Source organism: Pedobacter frigiditerrae (assembly GCF_032678705.1).
Taxonomy (GTDB): Bacteria; Bacteroidota; Bacteroidia; order Sphingobacteriales; family Sphingobacteriaceae; genus Pedobacter; species Pedobacter frigiditerrae_A.
The window spans coordinates 1,275,482-1,291,685 of record NZ_JAVTSS010000001.1 but is presented as its reverse complement, the minus strand read 5'-3'; the positions used below and the strand labels follow the sequence as shown (position 1 = coordinate 1,291,685).

Below are 16,204 nucleotides of genomic sequence, written 5' to 3'. Positions count from 1 at the left end.
ACCACCATCACTTTTATAAACTTCATTGATAATGAACTTTATAACATAAAATGATAACATGAAAACTGGTCAAACTATCTCCATTATCAGAATAGGTCATAAGTTGATGACCTTAGCAATGGGTATCTTTTTTATACTTTCTTTTTTTGCTAATGATGATCTGTTTGCACAGTCAACGAGCATCAGCTTTGCTACACCAGATTCAATTAAAATTGAAATTGAGAAACAGTTAGACAATCCTGACTTATTAAAGCAATTTAACTTTCCAAAAACTGTAAAACGATTTTATAGCCTAAACTCAAATCAAGCTAATTGGTTAAGGCCAGAGCAGGATATTAAGCCTACAGTTTCAGCGATGCTTTTATTGGATTGTGTAAGACAATTCGGATTGCAACCAGCAGATTACCATAATAAAGTTCTCAATTACGTATTGATGTATGATGCACTGAATAACAATAAATTAAAAGCCACCGTGAAAGTGGAATTTGAGCTATTACTAACTGATGCGATGATCAGTATGATTAACCATTTGCATAATGGTAAATACAACCCTTTTTTAGATAAAGATTCAATTGATAATGGTTTAAAGAATGAGTTTAATGCAGAAGAACTGTTGTTAAAATTTAAAAACAGTTCTAGTTTAATGGAAAACATTTTAGCCGTACAACCTCAAATTGATGAATATAGCAAATTACAAGGTTATATGAAATTGATAGCTGGTCAATATACCTGTGATGCTTATGAAACACCTGAAAAAGAAATCAGATTAATTAGCATGAATATGGAAAGGTTAAGGTGGATCAATACTGCCGGTTCTACTTATTTACACGTAAACATTCCAACTTACAAACTTTATTACCATACTGCAGATTCAATTTATGAATTTAAGGTGGTTGTTGGTAAACCTTCAACGCCAACCCCTACTTTAAAAAGCTTTATTTCTCATTTAGAAAGTGCACCGGATTGGAAAGTACCGCATAAAATTTTTATTAATGAACTCTTACCAAAAGCGATAAAGGATAATTCTTATTTCGATAATAATCACATGGCTGTTTATGATCAAAAAGAAAATTTCATCAGCATTAACAGCAAAACTATCGCTCAAATAAAGCAAAACCCCAAATTATACCATGCTAGGCAAACAGCAGGTTGCGATAATGCCTTAGGAAAAGTAGTTTTCCGTTTTAATAATGCGTATGACGTTTATTTACATGACACACCTGAGCAGCAATATTTCAGTCGTTCGAAAAGAGCGCTTAGTCACGGTTGCGTGAGGGTACAAAAAGCAGAAAATTTAGCTGCCTTGTTGTTGGAGAAAGATCAGCAATCAAACCAAATTACAACACTTAAGACAGCTATGATCAATTATACCAAACGGCAATTTACCCTCAAAAACCCAGTTCCCGTCCTCATTACTTACCTCACTACTACTGTAGAAAACGGGCTTATCGTGTACCATGAAGACACATACAAATTAGACAATGTCTTAGAAAAACAGATATTTGGCGAGCCGGCTCAATTCAATAAAGTTTCCATTAAAAAATAACCATCATGAAAAAGATACTTCTACCTATAGATTACTCTACCTATTCAGATAATGCAGTAAGATATGCTATAAATATTGCTAAAAAAATAAATGCTGAGATCCACCTTTTCCATGGTATTGAAATGGCTGAACTTAGCCCGATGGCTGGAGTAATGATGTGGCCAATAGAAAACTTTAGCGAATTAAAGGAAGATGCTGACGAAGATTTAAAGGTTTATATTGAAAATTTAAAAGATGATACTTCACTTGGTTTTCCACTACCAAATATCACTTTTAGTAGCGAGACTGGTTCGGTAAAAAAGATAATTGATAAGCTTTCTCAAGAAAGCCATATAGATCTTATAATAATGGGTTTAGCTGGAGCTGGAAAACTTGATCGGTTCTTTTTGGGAAGCAATAGCAAGGATGTTATAGAAAAAACATGTATTCCTGTGTTGTTAGTTCCAAAAGAAGCGCCTTATAAACCAATTAACAAAATAGCTTTTGCCACAGACTTTACCGAAGGTGATATAAATTCTATACACAATGTAGCTAGAATATTTTGCCTTTTAGATCCAGAAATCCTTCTCGTTCACATAGATGAAGCAGCCTCAGACTTTCATGACCCAAGAACACCAGCAAATGTTTTTTTGAATAGAGTAACTTGTAAACTTAATTATTCGAAAATCTACTACAGGCATGTAAACGCTAAAAAAGTAGAGGAAGGACTTAAATGGTTGTCTGAAAATGGTCAAATTGATATGTTAGCTATGATCCATCGTCACCCAAACTTAATTTCAAGAATACTAGATGGAAGTTACACTCAAAAACTAGCAACCATGGTACAACTGCCCTTATTGGTTATGCCTGAAGACAAAACACCAATTGGGTGGTAAAATATTTAGACAATATGAACAGCATAAATGCTTTACCAGAACAGACAATCCTCAAAACTGTTGATTTAAGCGCTCCACGACAAGAAAAGGATCTGGAAAAGGTGTTTTTGGAAGGACCTCGCTCTCGATTGAAAGAGTTTGTTTTTGCTTTAAAAATATTGATCGAATTTATTTCTGGTTTCAGGGTATTACACTTTATTGGACCTTGTGTAGCCGTTTTTGGCTCGGCTAGGGTAACCGAAGATTCTAAGTTTTACCAAAGCGCAAGAGAAATTGGTGCTGGATTGGCTAAAATAGGTTTTACGATCATAACTGGGGGCGGACCAGGTATAATGGAGGCGGCAAATAGAGGAGCCAAAGAAAACAAAGGTCAGTCGGTAGGTTGTAACATCAGGTTACCAAAAGAGCAGCATCCTAACCCTTATTTAGACAAATGGTTTAGCTGTAAATATTTTTTCGTGAGAAAAGTACTGATGTTTAAATACTCTGATGCATTTGTAATTATGCCAGGCGGAATTGGCACACTAGACGAGTTTTTTGAAGCCCTTACACTCATTCAAACCAAAAAGATATTAGATTTTCCTATAATTCTATTCGGAAAGGATTTTTGGGAGCCTTTACAGCCTTTATTCAACTCTATGTTAACTGCAAATATGATTACTGCAGAGGATATCAAATTAGTGCTCTTTACAGATTCTGTTGATGAAGCGCTTGAACATATTAAAATTACCGCATTAGCAAAACATGCAGAAAAAAGAAGGCAAAGCTTTAGAAGACTGCGCATATTGGGCGAATAATGATTGAGAAATACTGGCTATTTTATTTACTGGCGCTTATCGCCGAAATCATTGGGACAATCAGTGGTTTCGGTTCGTCGATACTTTTCATTCCAATTGCCTCCCTGTTTTTTGATTTTAAAATCGTCCTCGGCATTACAGCCATCTTCCACATCTTTAGCAACCTCTCCAAAATATACTTGTTTAAGAATGGCATTGATAAAAGAATTGCCATAAAAATGGGCATACCTGCAGTTATATCTGTAATCATTGGAGCATTGTTAACTAACCTTCTACCTCAGAAAGAGCTAGAAATAATGATGAGTACAGCTATTTTTATTGTTGCTATTTACCTGCTATTTAATTCTTCTAAAAAATTAGCCGATACAAATTCAAATTTGATAAAAGGTGGTTTGGTTTCTGGATTTTTAGCAGGCCTTGTGGGAACAGGTGGCGCCATACGTGGATTGACACTTACCGCATTCGGACTTGAAAAGAATGTGTTTATTGCTACCTCTGCACTAATTGATTTAGGGGTGGATACAAGTAGAGCAATTGTATATACCGCAAATGGCTACGTTCACAAAGAGTTTCTGATTACCCTACCCTTTTTATTAGTGATTAGTTTATTAGGAACCTGGGTGGGCAAAATAGCATTAAAGAAAATACCACAAAATTGGTTCAAAAACATTGTTTTAATTATTATTTTGCTTACCTGTTTAATAAAGCTTTTGATATATCTTTTTCATAATGTTTAGACAGGTTGAACATAACATTAAAAGCCTATTTTATATATCTACTACTTAGGCATTAAACTCTTCAACCGTTGCGAAAATATAATTCTAAATATGCCAGATAGCACAAAAGCTATCCCTGTAATGAAAACTATGTTAATTAGTTCTGCAAAAGGGTTTATGAGAATAAGAATTGATGGCAGGATTAAAACCATACTAGTAACCAAAAGCCATAACCATCCTTTTACACCAATTGTTTTTAAAGCTATCGAACTGCTAACTGTCATGAATGCCCTAAAGAGCATCCAAATACCAATAACAAATGGCATTAAAATTATAGCAATCAAGGGATAATTCAGTAAATAAACTCCCAAAATCGCGTCTATTAGTCCCCCAATAAATATCCAACCCCAATCTTTTATTTTACGAATATGAAAGATTGAATAAAGGGATTCGAATAGACCAGTAGTCAGCAAACCTATGGCTAATAATAGGCTAAGAAACAAATAAGATTTTTGAGGAGAAACTATAATCCATGATCCTAAAAAAACAAATAACACTCCACTAGCATATAATAGCCACCAATACTTTGTATCGTAGCCAATTACATTAAAACTATGCTTTTTCATAACTGTATTTTTTTTCGCTTGGTTGGAAAATGAGCAAAGGAATTTCTGTAAACCTCGAGAGTTTATGAGCATAACTACCATTTAATAATTTATCTAGTAAACTATGTTGGCGATGAACCATGGCAACAAGGTCAATTTCTTTATTATTTCTTATCCACCTAAATCCTTCATCTATATCAGAATGCCAAATATTTTCAAATCTGATATTATCGTAAGCTAACTTTTTAATAACATCATTATAGTAAGCCAGATTTCTTCCTTCTACCCTTTCTATTTGCTCTAACTCATAACTTGTAATGTGATAAACCACAATTTCTGCATCGAGATTAGTTGCCATCTTACACAGATATTGGAGCGGCTCTAAATCATCAATGGATAAATTGGTTGAGAAGGCAATTGTTTTAATTGACTTGTATTTAGCAACATAAGGCACATATAAAACTGGGAAATCAGCTTTATCAATCATTTCTTTGCTATTGCTGCCTAAAGCCCATTGTACCAGTTGACCGGCACCAGCCATACCCATAACAACTAAATCTATATTTTTTCGTGTTACAAATTCTTTAACAACTTGGCAAACTTCTCCTTTTTCACTTTCGAAAGTAATTTGAGGGCAATAGTTATTGGTTACGGTAAGTTTTTCATTATCAAGTTTGTGAACAAGTTCATTAAGGCTACTGTCTGATTCTATTTCAAGATCAACCTCTTCTATTAATGGCCAAGCAACTTGTGCTGCAATTGGAGATTCTGAAGGCACCTTGAAGGCATTACAAAGTATGATATTTGATTTTTGCGCTTTTGCAAAATTGATGGCATAATGGGCTGCGTTTTCTGCAGCAATTGAAAAATCTGTTGGCACTAATATATTTTTCATCACATATAGGTTGGTTATTTAAAACATTGATTTATATCCAAAGCTGCTAATTAACAGCAACAAAACATGTGACGTTCATCACTTATAACAATGATTTACAACTTACTTTGACTTCGAAAATACCTTCGATTTTAGGTTACACGGCCAATTCCATCTTCAACAAGAAAGCAACAATCAACTGGTCCTTTGCTTGTATCAATTTACCCATCTTTTTTGGCGGTGATAGATTGAAATCTGAGAAGTTGATGGGTTGAAGCCCAATTAGCTCCAATGAGTTGTTCTTCATTTTTAATTGATAGCATATCTCAAATCTTTTAGCTACTCCAGCTATAACTATTTCTACATTGCCTTTGATAAAACTTTTTCCCTGATCTAAACTTGGCGTTTCCTTTAACGATAAAAATTTGATTCGAAGGATTGGAAATTTCTCATCTTGTAGGGTCTTAAGCAATTGTTTAGTCATCATCATGTTACTACAATCGAAGTTTTTTACTTCAATGTTTAATAGACCTGAAAGCACAATTTTGTTGTTTTTATCTTGAGCAACAGTAACCGTATCTGTTTTTGGATATTGTAAAATTGCACAGGAGAACTTGTTTATATTGGTAGTACCATTCACACTGAGGCTGCTGTTTTCACTAATTACCCATCTAGAAGCACGATTTGCCGTTGTATAACTTGTTTTGAAACTAGTTAAAAGGAAAATTAAAAGGATGGCTGTTAATGTTTTCATCTTGATTTGTAAAAAAGGCAGAAACGATATTGTTTCTGCCGATGATATTATTGTTTAAAATCCTACAACTGCTTGGATCACATATCCTTTGAATTTTCCTGCATTGCGATAATCTGCAGTTGGAAAGTCTTTATATTTCTGTGTTACATATTCACCTTTTAGCAAAATGTTTTTAGTCATGAACCATCCCGCAGCAAAAGCAATACGATCTATTTTTACATCGCCAGTATAATTAATTGCTGGTGTAGCTCCAACTGCAGCTACATTAGCCAATAAAGCAGTAACCACATTGTATTTAGCGCCTATGAAGAAGTTTTCTGTTTCACCAAATCTGTACACCCCATCAATTGCCATTTGCTCTGCTCCTCTTACACTGGTTTCTGTTTTAGATCTGCCTTTGGCATTTTCGTAGGTGGCAAACAATTCTAAGCCTTGTAATTTCACAAAAGCATTTAACTGTAAGGCATTTACTTTTTTACTGAACCCAGGATTAAATCTTCCTGAAAAAGCATTAGCCGCTGTTGTACCACCTGCTTTTTCTATCACCATAAAATAATTAGAACCGGTACGGTCGCCACCAAATAAGGTTTGACCACCAGAGCTGTTATTGCTGTAATAAGAAGCTGCAAAACGGAACCTTACATCTTTGTTTAGTTGTTTATCAAATCCACCTTTTAAATAGATGGCTGGAGATTTATGCACATTTGCATCTTGTGCTGTAGCAATCAAGCTATCAATATTTCCTTTAATCATCCCGTTAGAAACACCAATCATACCAAATAAGCCATTTTTCCTAACCAAAATTTCTCCACCAATTTCGGTTGTAAAACCATCCAGGATGTAGTTTTCTATAAAGGGATTATAGATTGTTTGTCCACCATCAGATCTACGGAAATGCTGATCGCCATAGTTAATTTCCATGTGGCCAATTTTAATGGTTGTTACCGACATGATATCGTCCCAAACTTTACCTTTAAATGGTAACTTATCAAATTGGATGTAACCACCTTTTACCCAAGTCTCGTTGTGGTGACGAGAAGAAAGATAACTAGTTAAGTTTAACCTAATTCCATCAGCCAATTGCACATCCATAAAAAGATTGGCATTTGCAGTGTTAAACCCTGGAGTAATTTTATATAATCCGCCAGATGCGTTTTCATGTTTTAAACCCTGAAAAGACTGTGTAAAACCTGCACCGAAATTCACCTTCAGCTTATCGAATACAGCATTGCTGTCTTTTGGCGCTTCAAATATATTGATGCCAGATTTATCGTATGGACGTAGGTTTAATACTTGAGCATCGGCGCTAAAGCTAAAGAGAATGATTAATGCAGTAGCAATTAATGTTACTTGCATATTTGTTAAGGTATTTTTCATGATTTGTATTTTTTTAGAGATGAGTATTGTTATTTAGCTAGGCTTGTTTTACCATAGCTTAAATTAAATTGAATGATTAAATCGTTACCAACTTTCATGGCTCCCAGCATAAAACTTGGTGGCTCTATACCGTAATCGGTTAACATTAGTTTTTCTGTTCCATGGCAGGTTATAGAGCCATCTGCATTTACTAAAGCCATTACTTTCATACCTATGCTTTGTGTTTTACCAGCTATGGTTAATGTACCAGTGGTTTGAATAGCATATTTGTTTGCTTGAATCATGGTAACTGTAGCAAACGTAAGTTGATAGCTAATTTTTGGAAAAGCATCAGCTTTTATGCTTTTATAAGTCCTATTATCCATTGATGTTTTATCACTCTTTAAACTTTTTGCAAGCACGGTAAATTTGAGTGCCGTTAAATCAACCAGTTCATCACGACTATTAAACTTAAAAGTGCCAGTGCTTTCTAAATCTTTTGCAGTCATTGTCCAATCATGAACATTTGATTTACCCAAAACCTTAATGGCATTATCTTTTGAGGAGGTTAACTTATATGCTGTTTGAGCCATGATCACCTGTGGTGAAAGCATAAACATTACAATAGCGATTTTTAAAATGTTCCAGCCGTACTGGAGTTTTTGATTAGTTTTCATAAGGTGATGATTGAGTTTTAATTGTTAATCAAATGTAGCTTGATAGTTAGCTAGCGGTAATGATTAGCAATAGGTATAAAACTGATACTTATCACTTTTTTAAAACATAATTATCTGAAAATCAATATATAATGACAATCATTTTTTAATATGCTTTAACCCACAATTAGCTTCAAAGTCGCAAGTTATTTTTGAGTAAAACAATTGCCATGAAAAAGATTCTTATACCTATTGATTTTTCTGTTTGCGCAGATAACGCAGTTCATTATGCCATTCAATTGGCAAGGGTAGCAAAAGCTGATGTTCATATTTGCCATGCCATAATTCCTATAGAAAGTAATATCATGTATGGGATTGCTATTTCTACACAAAATGATGAGCAAGCGCAGTTATTAAAGACAGAACAATACCTTAAAACTTATGCTGAAAAAATTATTAAGGATGAAAATTTAAATACACCAACCTCTCCTAATTTAATTTATACTTGCGCAGCTGGGACTGTAAAAAACGTTATAAAACAAATGCTCGAACAACAAAAAATAGACTTAATGATAATGGGTTTGTCTGGAGCTGGTGAGATTAAAAGGTTTATGATGGGCAGCAATAGTAGAGATCAAATTGAGGCTGCAAAAGTTCCAATTCTATTGATTCCTAGAAAGGCACATTATGCTTTTATTAAAAAGATTGCATTTGCAACAGACCTTAATATTGGGGATATGAATTCGATACAAAATATTGCTAGGCTATTCTGCAGATTTGAACCTGAGGTTTTACTGACACATATAGATGCTTTACCCTCTACCATTCAGAACCCTAATAGTGATGCCAACTTGTTCCTGAAAAATGTAACTGGGAAAATCAATTATTCTAAAATCTATTATCGCCATATACAACAGAAAAGTGTTAATGATGGCTTAATGTGGTTAGTAGAAAAAGGCCAGGTGGAAATCTTGGCAATGATTCATCGTCATAAAGGGATGTTTGCAGAACTTATTAATGGTAGCCATACACAACAAATGGCAAAAAGTATAACGTTACCACTTTTAGTATTACCTGAAGATTAAAGAGTAATAAAATACTATAAATTGTAAAAACCCTGAGTTTGATAATATTTAGTAAAATAATTTAGTAAAATAATGTAAATACCCTACATTAAAACCAAAACGTCATTGCGAGGATCGATTTTTCATCGTCCGAAGCAATCTGCTTTGTGTGTCGGGTTTCAAAATTCCCCATCGCACTGGCAGATTGCTTCGCTTTAGCTCGCAATGACGAATATTGAATTTACATTCTAATTTCCTTCTACCATCAAAAAGAGTTTGCTTTTCATCAACCTATCAGACAATAAAAGTTCTTGCACTTCTGAGGTAATAGTTGCATGTTCTTCAATTAAATTAATCCCCACAATATGTTCTGCATCTTTTAAAATTCCTTCCAGCAAATGCTGATGTTTGATGACTAATTTCTTCAAATTCACCGTTTTTTCTTGCAAACTTGCAAGGCTCTCACTAATTAGGTTAATTTGTTTTGCAGTGTGGCTTTTTCCAATCACAAATAATTTTTGCCCAAAAAGTTTTTGAAAAAAACGATTCTCATCTTCTAAAAACAACACGTGAGACATCCATTCTTTATTTTGCAAGTAAAGTTCTTGCAATTCTGTTGATAATCGTGATTCTGATAAAACATCCATTTTTTTAAATTTTAAGTGATTATTTAAGGATTAGAAATTTGAAGTACAATACGACCTTCAATCTCTCCCTTTTTCATTTGTTCTAAAATTTCGTTAATGTCTTCTAGTTTCGCCGCGTGTACAGTTGCTTTTACTTTTCCTTCTACTGCAAAGCCAATTGCTTCTTGCATGTCTTTCCTCGTGCCCACTATAGAACCCCTAACTGTATAACGATTTAATACGGTATCAAAAATTGGCAAGTCGAAGCTACCTGGAGGCAACCCGTTAAGCGAAATTGATCCTTTTCTCCTCAATGCTGTTAATGCCTGTTTAAAAGCAATTGGAGAAACTGCAGTAACCAGAACGCCATGCATTCCACCTGTTTGCTTTTTTAGAAAAACACCTGGGTCGTCATTTAATGCATTCACCGTTAAATCGGCTCCTAATCTTTTGGCAAGTGCCAATTTATCATCCGAAACATCAATTGCTGCCACATGTAAACCCATCGCTTTTGCGTATTGAACGGCTAAATGCCCTAATCCACCTATGCCCGAAATAGCTACCCACTCACCTGGTTTAGCTTCAGTTTCTTTTAAACCTTTATAAACAGTTACACCTGCACAAGTAATTGGCGCCATTTCTAAAAAATTTATTCCTTTTGGAAAATGAGCTACATATCTTGCATCGGCAACAACATATTCTGCATAACCACCATCAACACTGTACCCTCCATTCTTTTGGCTTTCACATAAAGTCTCCCATCCGGTGATGCAAAATTCGCAGTGCCCACAAGCACTAAATAACCAAGGCGCACCAACTACATCGCCTTCTTTTACATTTTCTACTCCTCTACCCAATGCCACAACATAACCTACTGCCTCGTGACCAGGAATTAGTGGCAATTTTGGCTTAACGGGCCAATCGCCCATGCAAGCATGCAAATCTGTATGGCAAACGCCACTGGTAACTACCTTGATTAACACCTGATTTTCGCCAGGCATTTTAACTTCAACTTGTTCTATGGTAAGCGGCTTGCCGAATTCACGCAACACTGCGGCTTTCATTGTTTTTGGTATCATGATATGATTATTAGCAGGTGAAAATTTGATTAACTGAATCTCTTTTTATAGGCGATTTCTAGGTTTTCTCTATGGTTAGGATGAGCAATGCTAATAAGTGCTTTCGCTCTTTGTTTTAAGCTCAGACCGAATAAATTTACTTTTCCATATTCGGTCACAATCCAATGCACATGACCTCTGGTAGTTACTACACCCGCCCCTTCTTTTAAAAATGGTACAATCCTACTGATGCCTTTATTGGTTTGCGATGGAATGGCGATGATGGGTTTACCACCTTCAGAAAGTGAAGCGCCATGAATAAAATCCATTTGACCGCCTATGCCAGAATATTGAAGTGTACCAATAGAATCTGAGCATACTTGTCCTGTAATATCTATTTCTATGGCACTATTAATAGCCGTAACTTTTGGGTTTTGCCTAATGATGCTCGTATCGTTTACATAGGCAATATCCATTACCCTAATTGCAGGATTATCGTTTACAAAGTCGTAAAGCTTACGTGTGCCTGTAATAAATGAAGTAACCGACCTGCCCACATTCAATTTCTTTTTGCTATTGTTGATCACACCGCTTTCTAGCAATGGTATAATGCCATCAGAAAACATTTCTGTATGAATGCCTAAATTTTGATGTGTAGTAAGGTTTTTAAGCACTTGGTCTGGGATACTTCCAATCCCCATCTGTAAAGTAGCACCATCACTTATTAAGGAAGCAACATTATAACCGATTCTCTCCACAACATCATTTACCTGACCTGCGTAGTTTACCTCTGGCAAATCTGTATTGTACCAAACCATCGAATCGATTTGTTTTACATGAACAAAACCATCACCATGTGTTCTGGGCATTAAGGGATTTACCTGTGCAATTACGTGTCTAGCAACTTCTATGGCAGATTTAGCAATATCAACCGAAGTTCCCAATGAGCAATAACCATGTGCATCTGGCGGCGAAACCTGTATTAAGGCCACGTCTATCGGTAATATGCTTTTACGAAATAACTGAGGAATTTGACTTAAAAAGATAGGCACATAATCACCATTCTCACTGTTAACTATATTTCTTGTAGTTAATGAAACGAAAAGTGAATTGAAATAGAATGCTCTTTTAAGTTCAGGGGCATCAAAGTTAACATTACCTAATGTTGTAATACTCACTAATTCAACATCTCTAAGCTGATGATGTCTTTTTTGTAAAGCATTAACCAAACAAATAGGAGTTGCCGCTCCTCCGTGGATAAATACCCTATCTCCAGATTTTACAATGGCTAAGGCTTGGTCTTCATTAATATAATTGTGGTTTTCCATTAAATGCTTATTGATACTCAAAAATACCTCGCACTCAGTGTTAAATTAATGACAAACAATAGCTAGAAAACTGATAGTAATCAGATTCTTCTTATAGACGAAATAAGAAAGTGCTCATTATAAACATTCTACAACATGCCCGCTATGTTGTAAATGATTGTTAGGTGATAAAAACGGAATACCTAATTCGGCACTTCGCATGATAAACAAAACCCCTAAAAACAACATGAACCAAGGAATGAGCTTGTTTGGGTTAAAACGAATGTATTTCTTCAGGTAAATTCCACCTAAGGATATCAACAACATTAAAGGGGTGGTTCCCAAGCCAAATAAAAACATAAAACTGGCGGCGTCTTTTATGGTTGCCGTATTTAAAGCAGTTGCCAAAGCAAGGTATACCATTCCGCAGGGAATTAATCCGTTTAGCATTCCAGCAACAAATCCCCAAAGTGGTAAGCCATATATTTTGCCCATTAAATTACTTATTGGCGCAATTAGTTTAGATTGAAAGTTGCTAAAAACCTTGAGATATCTTTTACTGAAATATAATGCCGTAAAAACTACCATCAACACGCCAACAATTAAGCTCAGGGTATGTTGGCTGACAATGAGACTAATGCTGTTCCCAATAAATCCAGCTAACATACCAAGTACAGTGTAAACTAAAATCCGCCCAAATTGATAAAGCAATAGCTGCAGGGCAGATTTATAGTAGTTTTGCTTACCTAATGGCAGACTCAACATTAACGGTCCACACATGACGGCGCAGTGCAAACTTCCTAATAATCCAAGTAAAAATGCTAAAGGTAATCCGTTCACAGGGTGATGCTTTTCTTAAATTGATATTCCTTGCCGTTACTTTCCCATTTCAGTTCTAGAAACCAAAGACCAGCTGGCAAGCCTTTTTTGTCGATAAGAATCAAATGAGCATCACCTACGGTTAAACCCTTTGTTTTGATATCGTTTTTAACAGTTGATGGCCTCATCAATTTAAGTTCATAACAGGCACTGTCTTTTAATTGAATAATCAACTGACTATCACTCAAACTTAATTTCGGTTCTTGGTGACCATTTATAGTATTCTGAGTGGCATTGTATTCTTTGTTGTAGTTGATGCCTTTTTCATAATAATCCTCATCAACTAAGGCGTCATTACCATGTACACTAAACATATAAACTACCATTGCCACAATGAAAAGCATAAAGGCTATCATGCCTAAGATTATTTTTGTTCCCCAATTCATATTTTTAGTAGTTTAATAAGGATTGTTAAATTGTTGTATTGATAAATTGTGATATTGTTGAATTTGAAACGCCCCCGTTGCAACTGCCCTCCGACTTGTCGAGGGAATGTTTTAGGCAATTCCCCTCCTCTGGAGGGGTGCCTGAAAGGCGGGGTGGTGTTTTCAATTCTATTTATATTTAATGTGATATGTATTATAAGTTTTGGATTATTGCATTGCTTATTGCAAACTGAAAACTGCCAACTGCAAACTGACTAGGGTTGCGAAAAAAAAGATGTTTTTGCCGTACTAATCACCTTTCCATCAGCTACTATTTCAAATTCAACATCAGATTTATAAGCATCTATATTTTCTGGTTTTTTAGTGAGAAAAAATGTAAGATGAGTAGTGCCTTCTTTTGCTAAAGTTTCTGGTGCTTGTATAAACTTAATCTCATCTTTAGAATTTGCCGACCTAAATTTAAATTTGATTGCTTTATTGGTTTTATTAATGAGCTCTGCATTGTATAAGTTGCTTACAGTGCCATCCTCGTGGGTTTGATATAAAATTCCACTTGCTCTAAGTACTGTTGTTTGCACATCTTGTCGCTTATAAATTAAGCTAAAAAACACCAGCATGACCACAAATAAAACCGCTGCATAACCATACGCCTTTATCCCCAATTTATAAGGCTTTTGTTTTTGGATAAAATCTTGTGTATAAAAACCAATAAGGTTTGCAGGTTTGTTAATTTTGAGCATTACTTCATTGCAACTATCTATACAAGCAGTACAGTTTACACATTCTAATTGTGTGCCTTGGCGAATATCTATTCCCGTTGGACAAACCTGTACACATAAACCACAATCTATACAATCACCTTTGGTTAAGTCGATATTGTTTTTTTGGAGATATGCTCTTGGCTCGCCTCTTTTTTCATTATATACTACGATTAAACTTTGATTATCTAACAACACACCTTGTAAACGACCATAAGGGCAAATTACAGTGCAAACTACCTCACGTACATAAGCAAAAACACCATAAAAAATGAAAGTAAATAACCAGATAGATAAAAATCCAGAAATATGTAAACTAACTGGTTCTGTGATTATTTTATAAAGTATATCAGAACCAATTAAATAAGCTAAAAAGGTATTAGCAATTGTAAATGAGATACATAAGAATAGAAAATGTTTAAACCCTTTTTTAAGGATTTTTTCTCTTGTCCAATTTTGCGCATCAAGTTTTTTTTGCTGGTTGGCATCACCTTCAATCCAATATTCAATTCGTCTAAAAACCATCTCCATGAAAATAGTTTGCGGACAAACCCAACCACACCACAGCCTCCCTAAAACCACGGTAAAACAAACGATGAAAATAAGCATGATTAACATCGCCAATGCAAAAAGATAAAAATCTTGCGGCGTAAAAATTAAACCGAAGAAGACAAATTTGCGTTCAATAAAATTTAATAAAACGAGTTGCTCATCGTTATATTTAACAAAAGGAAAAGAAAAAAGACAAGCAAGCAAAACATAACTTACCCATTTTCGGTAGGTATATAATTTGCCCGAAGGTTTTTTAGGGTAGAGAAATTCCCTACCCCATTTTTTAACTTGTTTAACCTTTTGGATTGGTTTCATTTTTTACGGTATCCGTAGTTAATTTTGCTTCGTATTTTTCTCCTTGAGGCGCTTTGGCATTAGCAGGTTTGGTTCCTTTTAAGGATTCTATAAAGTTTACAACTTCAGCAATATTTTTAGCACTTAGGTTTTTCTCCCAACTTGCCATTCCTTTTGCCGGAACACCATATTTAACGGTTTTAAAAACATCACTAATGCTTCCGCCATGCAACCAATATTCATCTGCTAAATTTGGCCCAACAATGCCCTGCCCCTTTTCGCCATGACAAGCCACACAGTTTGCTAAAAACACAGCTTTACCATTTGCAACTAATGATGGGTCGACTTTCACAGAGTTTTCATCAAATTTCTCTCCTGCTTTTGCCAAAAACATTCTTTTATCTTCCGTTGCTTTAGCCATTTCGGTTTCATATTCCTGATCCTGTCTTGGTCCATCTGCAAAATGATAATAATAGATATAGCCTACCGCAAAAATCATTGTGCCATAAAAAAGCACGTTAAACCATCTTGGCACTGGATTATCCAATTCATGAATGCCATCGTAAGCATGCGGAATTGTCATATCTGCTTCTTGTTCGAGCGGTTTTAGGCTAAGTAATTTTGTCCAGATGTTTGGTTTTGATTTTTTCTGCCTCAACCATTCTTCATAAGGTAAAGCCACAGGAGGCTCATATTTTTTAAATAAGGATGGGTCAGCCTGCACTTTAAGCATAACTTTAAAAGCATTAAAGAGTATAACAGTAACCAAAAGCAAAACAGCAGCGAATATCAATAAGGCTACAATTAGTACCTCCGTTGTACTTAATCCAATTGAGGGACTAGGAATTACAGCAGCCATTTTTTCAGCTGCACTTGCAAACACCTGCAAGCTGATCATTAAAATTCCGAACGTTAGTTTAAGCTTTCTCATCTCCTTGTATTTGGTTGTCTTCAATTGGTAAATTGCTCATTAAACTGATGTGGTTTTTATTTAGCTTAAGTAGATACACGCCCACTAGGACAAAAAACACCATAAATATGAGTAATGAGGTTATCAAGTACATTTCACCTCCAGCTAGGTCTTTAATTTGTTTAAACATG

General features: G+C 35.2%; 18 protein-coding genes. 5 read left to right on the top strand and 13 right to left on the bottom strand.

Going from position 1 to position 16,204, the window contains the following annotated elements; all coding sequences use genetic code 11:
- Positions 1 to 58 precede the first annotated feature (58 nt).
- Genes R2Q59_RS05095 through R2Q59_RS05080 form a run of 4 tightly spaced genes read left to right on the top strand, consistent with a single transcriptional unit; the run spans position 59 to position 3,955 of the window.
- Positions 59 to 1,546, top strand: a complete 1,488-nt coding sequence (locus R2Q59_RS05095) for a L,D-transpeptidase family protein (protein ID WP_316784143.1) — start codon at positions 59 to 61, stop codon at positions 1,544 to 1,546.
- Positions 1,547 to 1,551: 5 nt separating this feature from the next.
- Positions 1,552 to 2,421 carry a universal stress protein gene (locus R2Q59_RS05090; protein ID WP_316784141.1) on the top strand — a complete coding sequence of 290 codons (870 nt, stop codon included), beginning with the start codon at positions 1,552 to 1,554 and terminating at the stop codon, positions 2,419 to 2,421.
- A 14-nt stretch (positions 2,422 to 2,435) separates the two neighbouring features.
- A complete protein-coding gene (locus R2Q59_RS05085; protein ID WP_316784139.1) occupies positions 2,436 to 3,218 on the top strand; it encodes a TIGR00730 family Rossman fold protein in 783 nt (260 codons plus the stop codon).
- Positions 3,218 to 3,955, top strand: a complete 738-nt coding sequence (locus R2Q59_RS05080; RefSeq protein WP_316784138.1) for a sulfite exporter TauE/SafE family protein — start codon at positions 3,218 to 3,220, stop codon at positions 3,953 to 3,955. The genes R2Q59_RS05085 and R2Q59_RS05080 overlap by 1 nt, the downstream gene beginning before the upstream one ends.
- A gap of 41 nt (positions 3,956 to 3,996) precedes the next feature.
- On the opposite strand, the gene R2Q59_RS05075 is transcribed toward R2Q59_RS05080, so the two are convergent.
- The 5 genes from R2Q59_RS05075 to R2Q59_RS05055 form a co-directional block, all read right to left on the bottom strand.
- The gene (locus R2Q59_RS05075; protein WP_316766443.1) at positions 3,997 to 4,560 is read right to left on the bottom strand and encodes an HdeD family acid-resistance protein; all 564 of its coding nucleotides are present in this window, start codon (positions 4,558 to 4,560) and stop codon (positions 3,997 to 3,999) included.
- Entirely contained in the window at positions 4,547 to 5,434 is an 888-nt protein-coding gene (locus tag R2Q59_RS05070) for a universal stress protein (RefSeq protein ID WP_316784136.1), read from the bottom strand. Before R2Q59_RS05070 ends, R2Q59_RS05075 begins: the two co-directional genes overlap by 14 nt.
- Before the next feature lie 136 nt (positions 5,435 to 5,570).
- Positions 5,571 to 6,167, bottom strand: a complete 597-nt coding sequence (locus tag R2Q59_RS05065) for a YceI family protein (RefSeq protein ID WP_316784134.1) — start codon at positions 6,165 to 6,167, stop codon at positions 5,571 to 5,573.
- A 54-nt stretch (positions 6,168 to 6,221) separates the two neighbouring features.
- Positions 6,222 to 7,544, bottom strand: a complete 1,323-nt coding sequence (locus R2Q59_RS05060; protein ID WP_316784133.1) for a hypothetical protein — start codon at positions 7,542 to 7,544, stop codon at positions 6,222 to 6,224.
- Between the two features lie 29 nt (positions 7,545 to 7,573).
- Positions 7,574 to 8,200 carry a YceI family protein gene (locus tag R2Q59_RS05055; protein ID WP_316766434.1) on the bottom strand — a complete coding sequence of 209 codons (627 nt, stop codon included), beginning with the start codon at positions 8,198 to 8,200 and terminating at the stop codon, positions 7,574 to 7,576.
- Positions 8,201 to 8,409: 209 nt separating this feature from the next.
- Here R2Q59_RS05055 and R2Q59_RS05050 point away from each other — a divergent pair, with 209 nt between their 5' ends.
- The gene (locus R2Q59_RS05050) at positions 8,410 to 9,264 is read left to right on the top strand and encodes a universal stress protein (RefSeq protein ID WP_316784131.1); all 855 of its coding nucleotides are present in this window, start codon (positions 8,410 to 8,412) and stop codon (positions 9,262 to 9,264) included.
- 227 nt (positions 9,265 to 9,491) lie between these two features.
- On the opposite strand, the gene R2Q59_RS05045 is transcribed toward R2Q59_RS05050, so the two are convergent.
- From R2Q59_RS05045 to R2Q59_RS05010, 8 genes are all read right to left on the bottom strand, one after another.
- Positions 9,492 to 9,890 (bottom strand): hypothetical protein, encoded by a 399-nt coding sequence (locus R2Q59_RS05045; protein WP_316784129.1) that lies wholly within the window; start codon positions 9,888 to 9,890, stop codon positions 9,492 to 9,494.
- Positions 9,891 to 9,913: 23 nt separating this feature from the next.
- Positions 9,914 to 10,948 (bottom strand): alcohol dehydrogenase AdhP, encoded by a 1,035-nt coding sequence (adhP, locus tag R2Q59_RS05040; RefSeq protein ID WP_316784127.1) that lies wholly within the window; start codon positions 10,946 to 10,948, stop codon positions 9,914 to 9,916.
- A 29-nt stretch (positions 10,949 to 10,977) separates the two neighbouring features.
- Complete coding sequence (locus R2Q59_RS05035; protein ID WP_316766421.1) at positions 10,978 to 12,255, bottom strand: acetyl-CoA hydrolase/transferase family protein; 1,278 nt, start codon at positions 12,253 to 12,255, stop codon at positions 10,978 to 10,980.
- A 117-nt stretch (positions 12,256 to 12,372) separates the two neighbouring features.
- Positions 12,373 to 13,074 (bottom strand): sulfite exporter TauE/SafE family protein, encoded by a 702-nt coding sequence (locus tag R2Q59_RS05030; protein ID WP_316766418.1) that lies wholly within the window; start codon positions 13,072 to 13,074, stop codon positions 12,373 to 12,375.
- Entirely contained in the window at positions 13,071 to 13,499 is a 429-nt protein-coding gene (locus tag R2Q59_RS05025; RefSeq protein WP_316766415.1) for a FixH family protein, read from the bottom strand. Before R2Q59_RS05025 ends, R2Q59_RS05030 begins: the two co-directional genes overlap by 4 nt.
- A 254-nt stretch (positions 13,500 to 13,753) precedes the next feature.
- Complete coding sequence (gene ccoG / locus R2Q59_RS05020) at positions 13,754 to 15,124, bottom strand: cytochrome c oxidase accessory protein CcoG (protein ID WP_316784124.1); 1,371 nt, start codon at positions 15,122 to 15,124, stop codon at positions 13,754 to 13,756.
- The gene (locus R2Q59_RS05015) at positions 15,102 to 16,034 is read right to left on the bottom strand and encodes a cbb3-type cytochrome c oxidase N-terminal domain-containing protein (RefSeq protein ID WP_316766411.1); all 933 of its coding nucleotides are present in this window, start codon (positions 16,032 to 16,034) and stop codon (positions 15,102 to 15,104) included. The genes ccoG and R2Q59_RS05015 overlap by 23 nt, the downstream gene beginning before the upstream one ends.
- Positions 16,021 to 16,203: a hypothetical protein gene (locus R2Q59_RS05010; RefSeq protein WP_316766409.1), complete on the bottom strand. Its 183-nt coding sequence runs from the start codon at positions 16,201 to 16,203 to the stop codon at positions 16,021 to 16,023. The genes R2Q59_RS05015 and R2Q59_RS05010 overlap by 14 nt, the downstream gene beginning before the upstream one ends.
- Position 16,204: the final 1 nt, after the last annotated feature.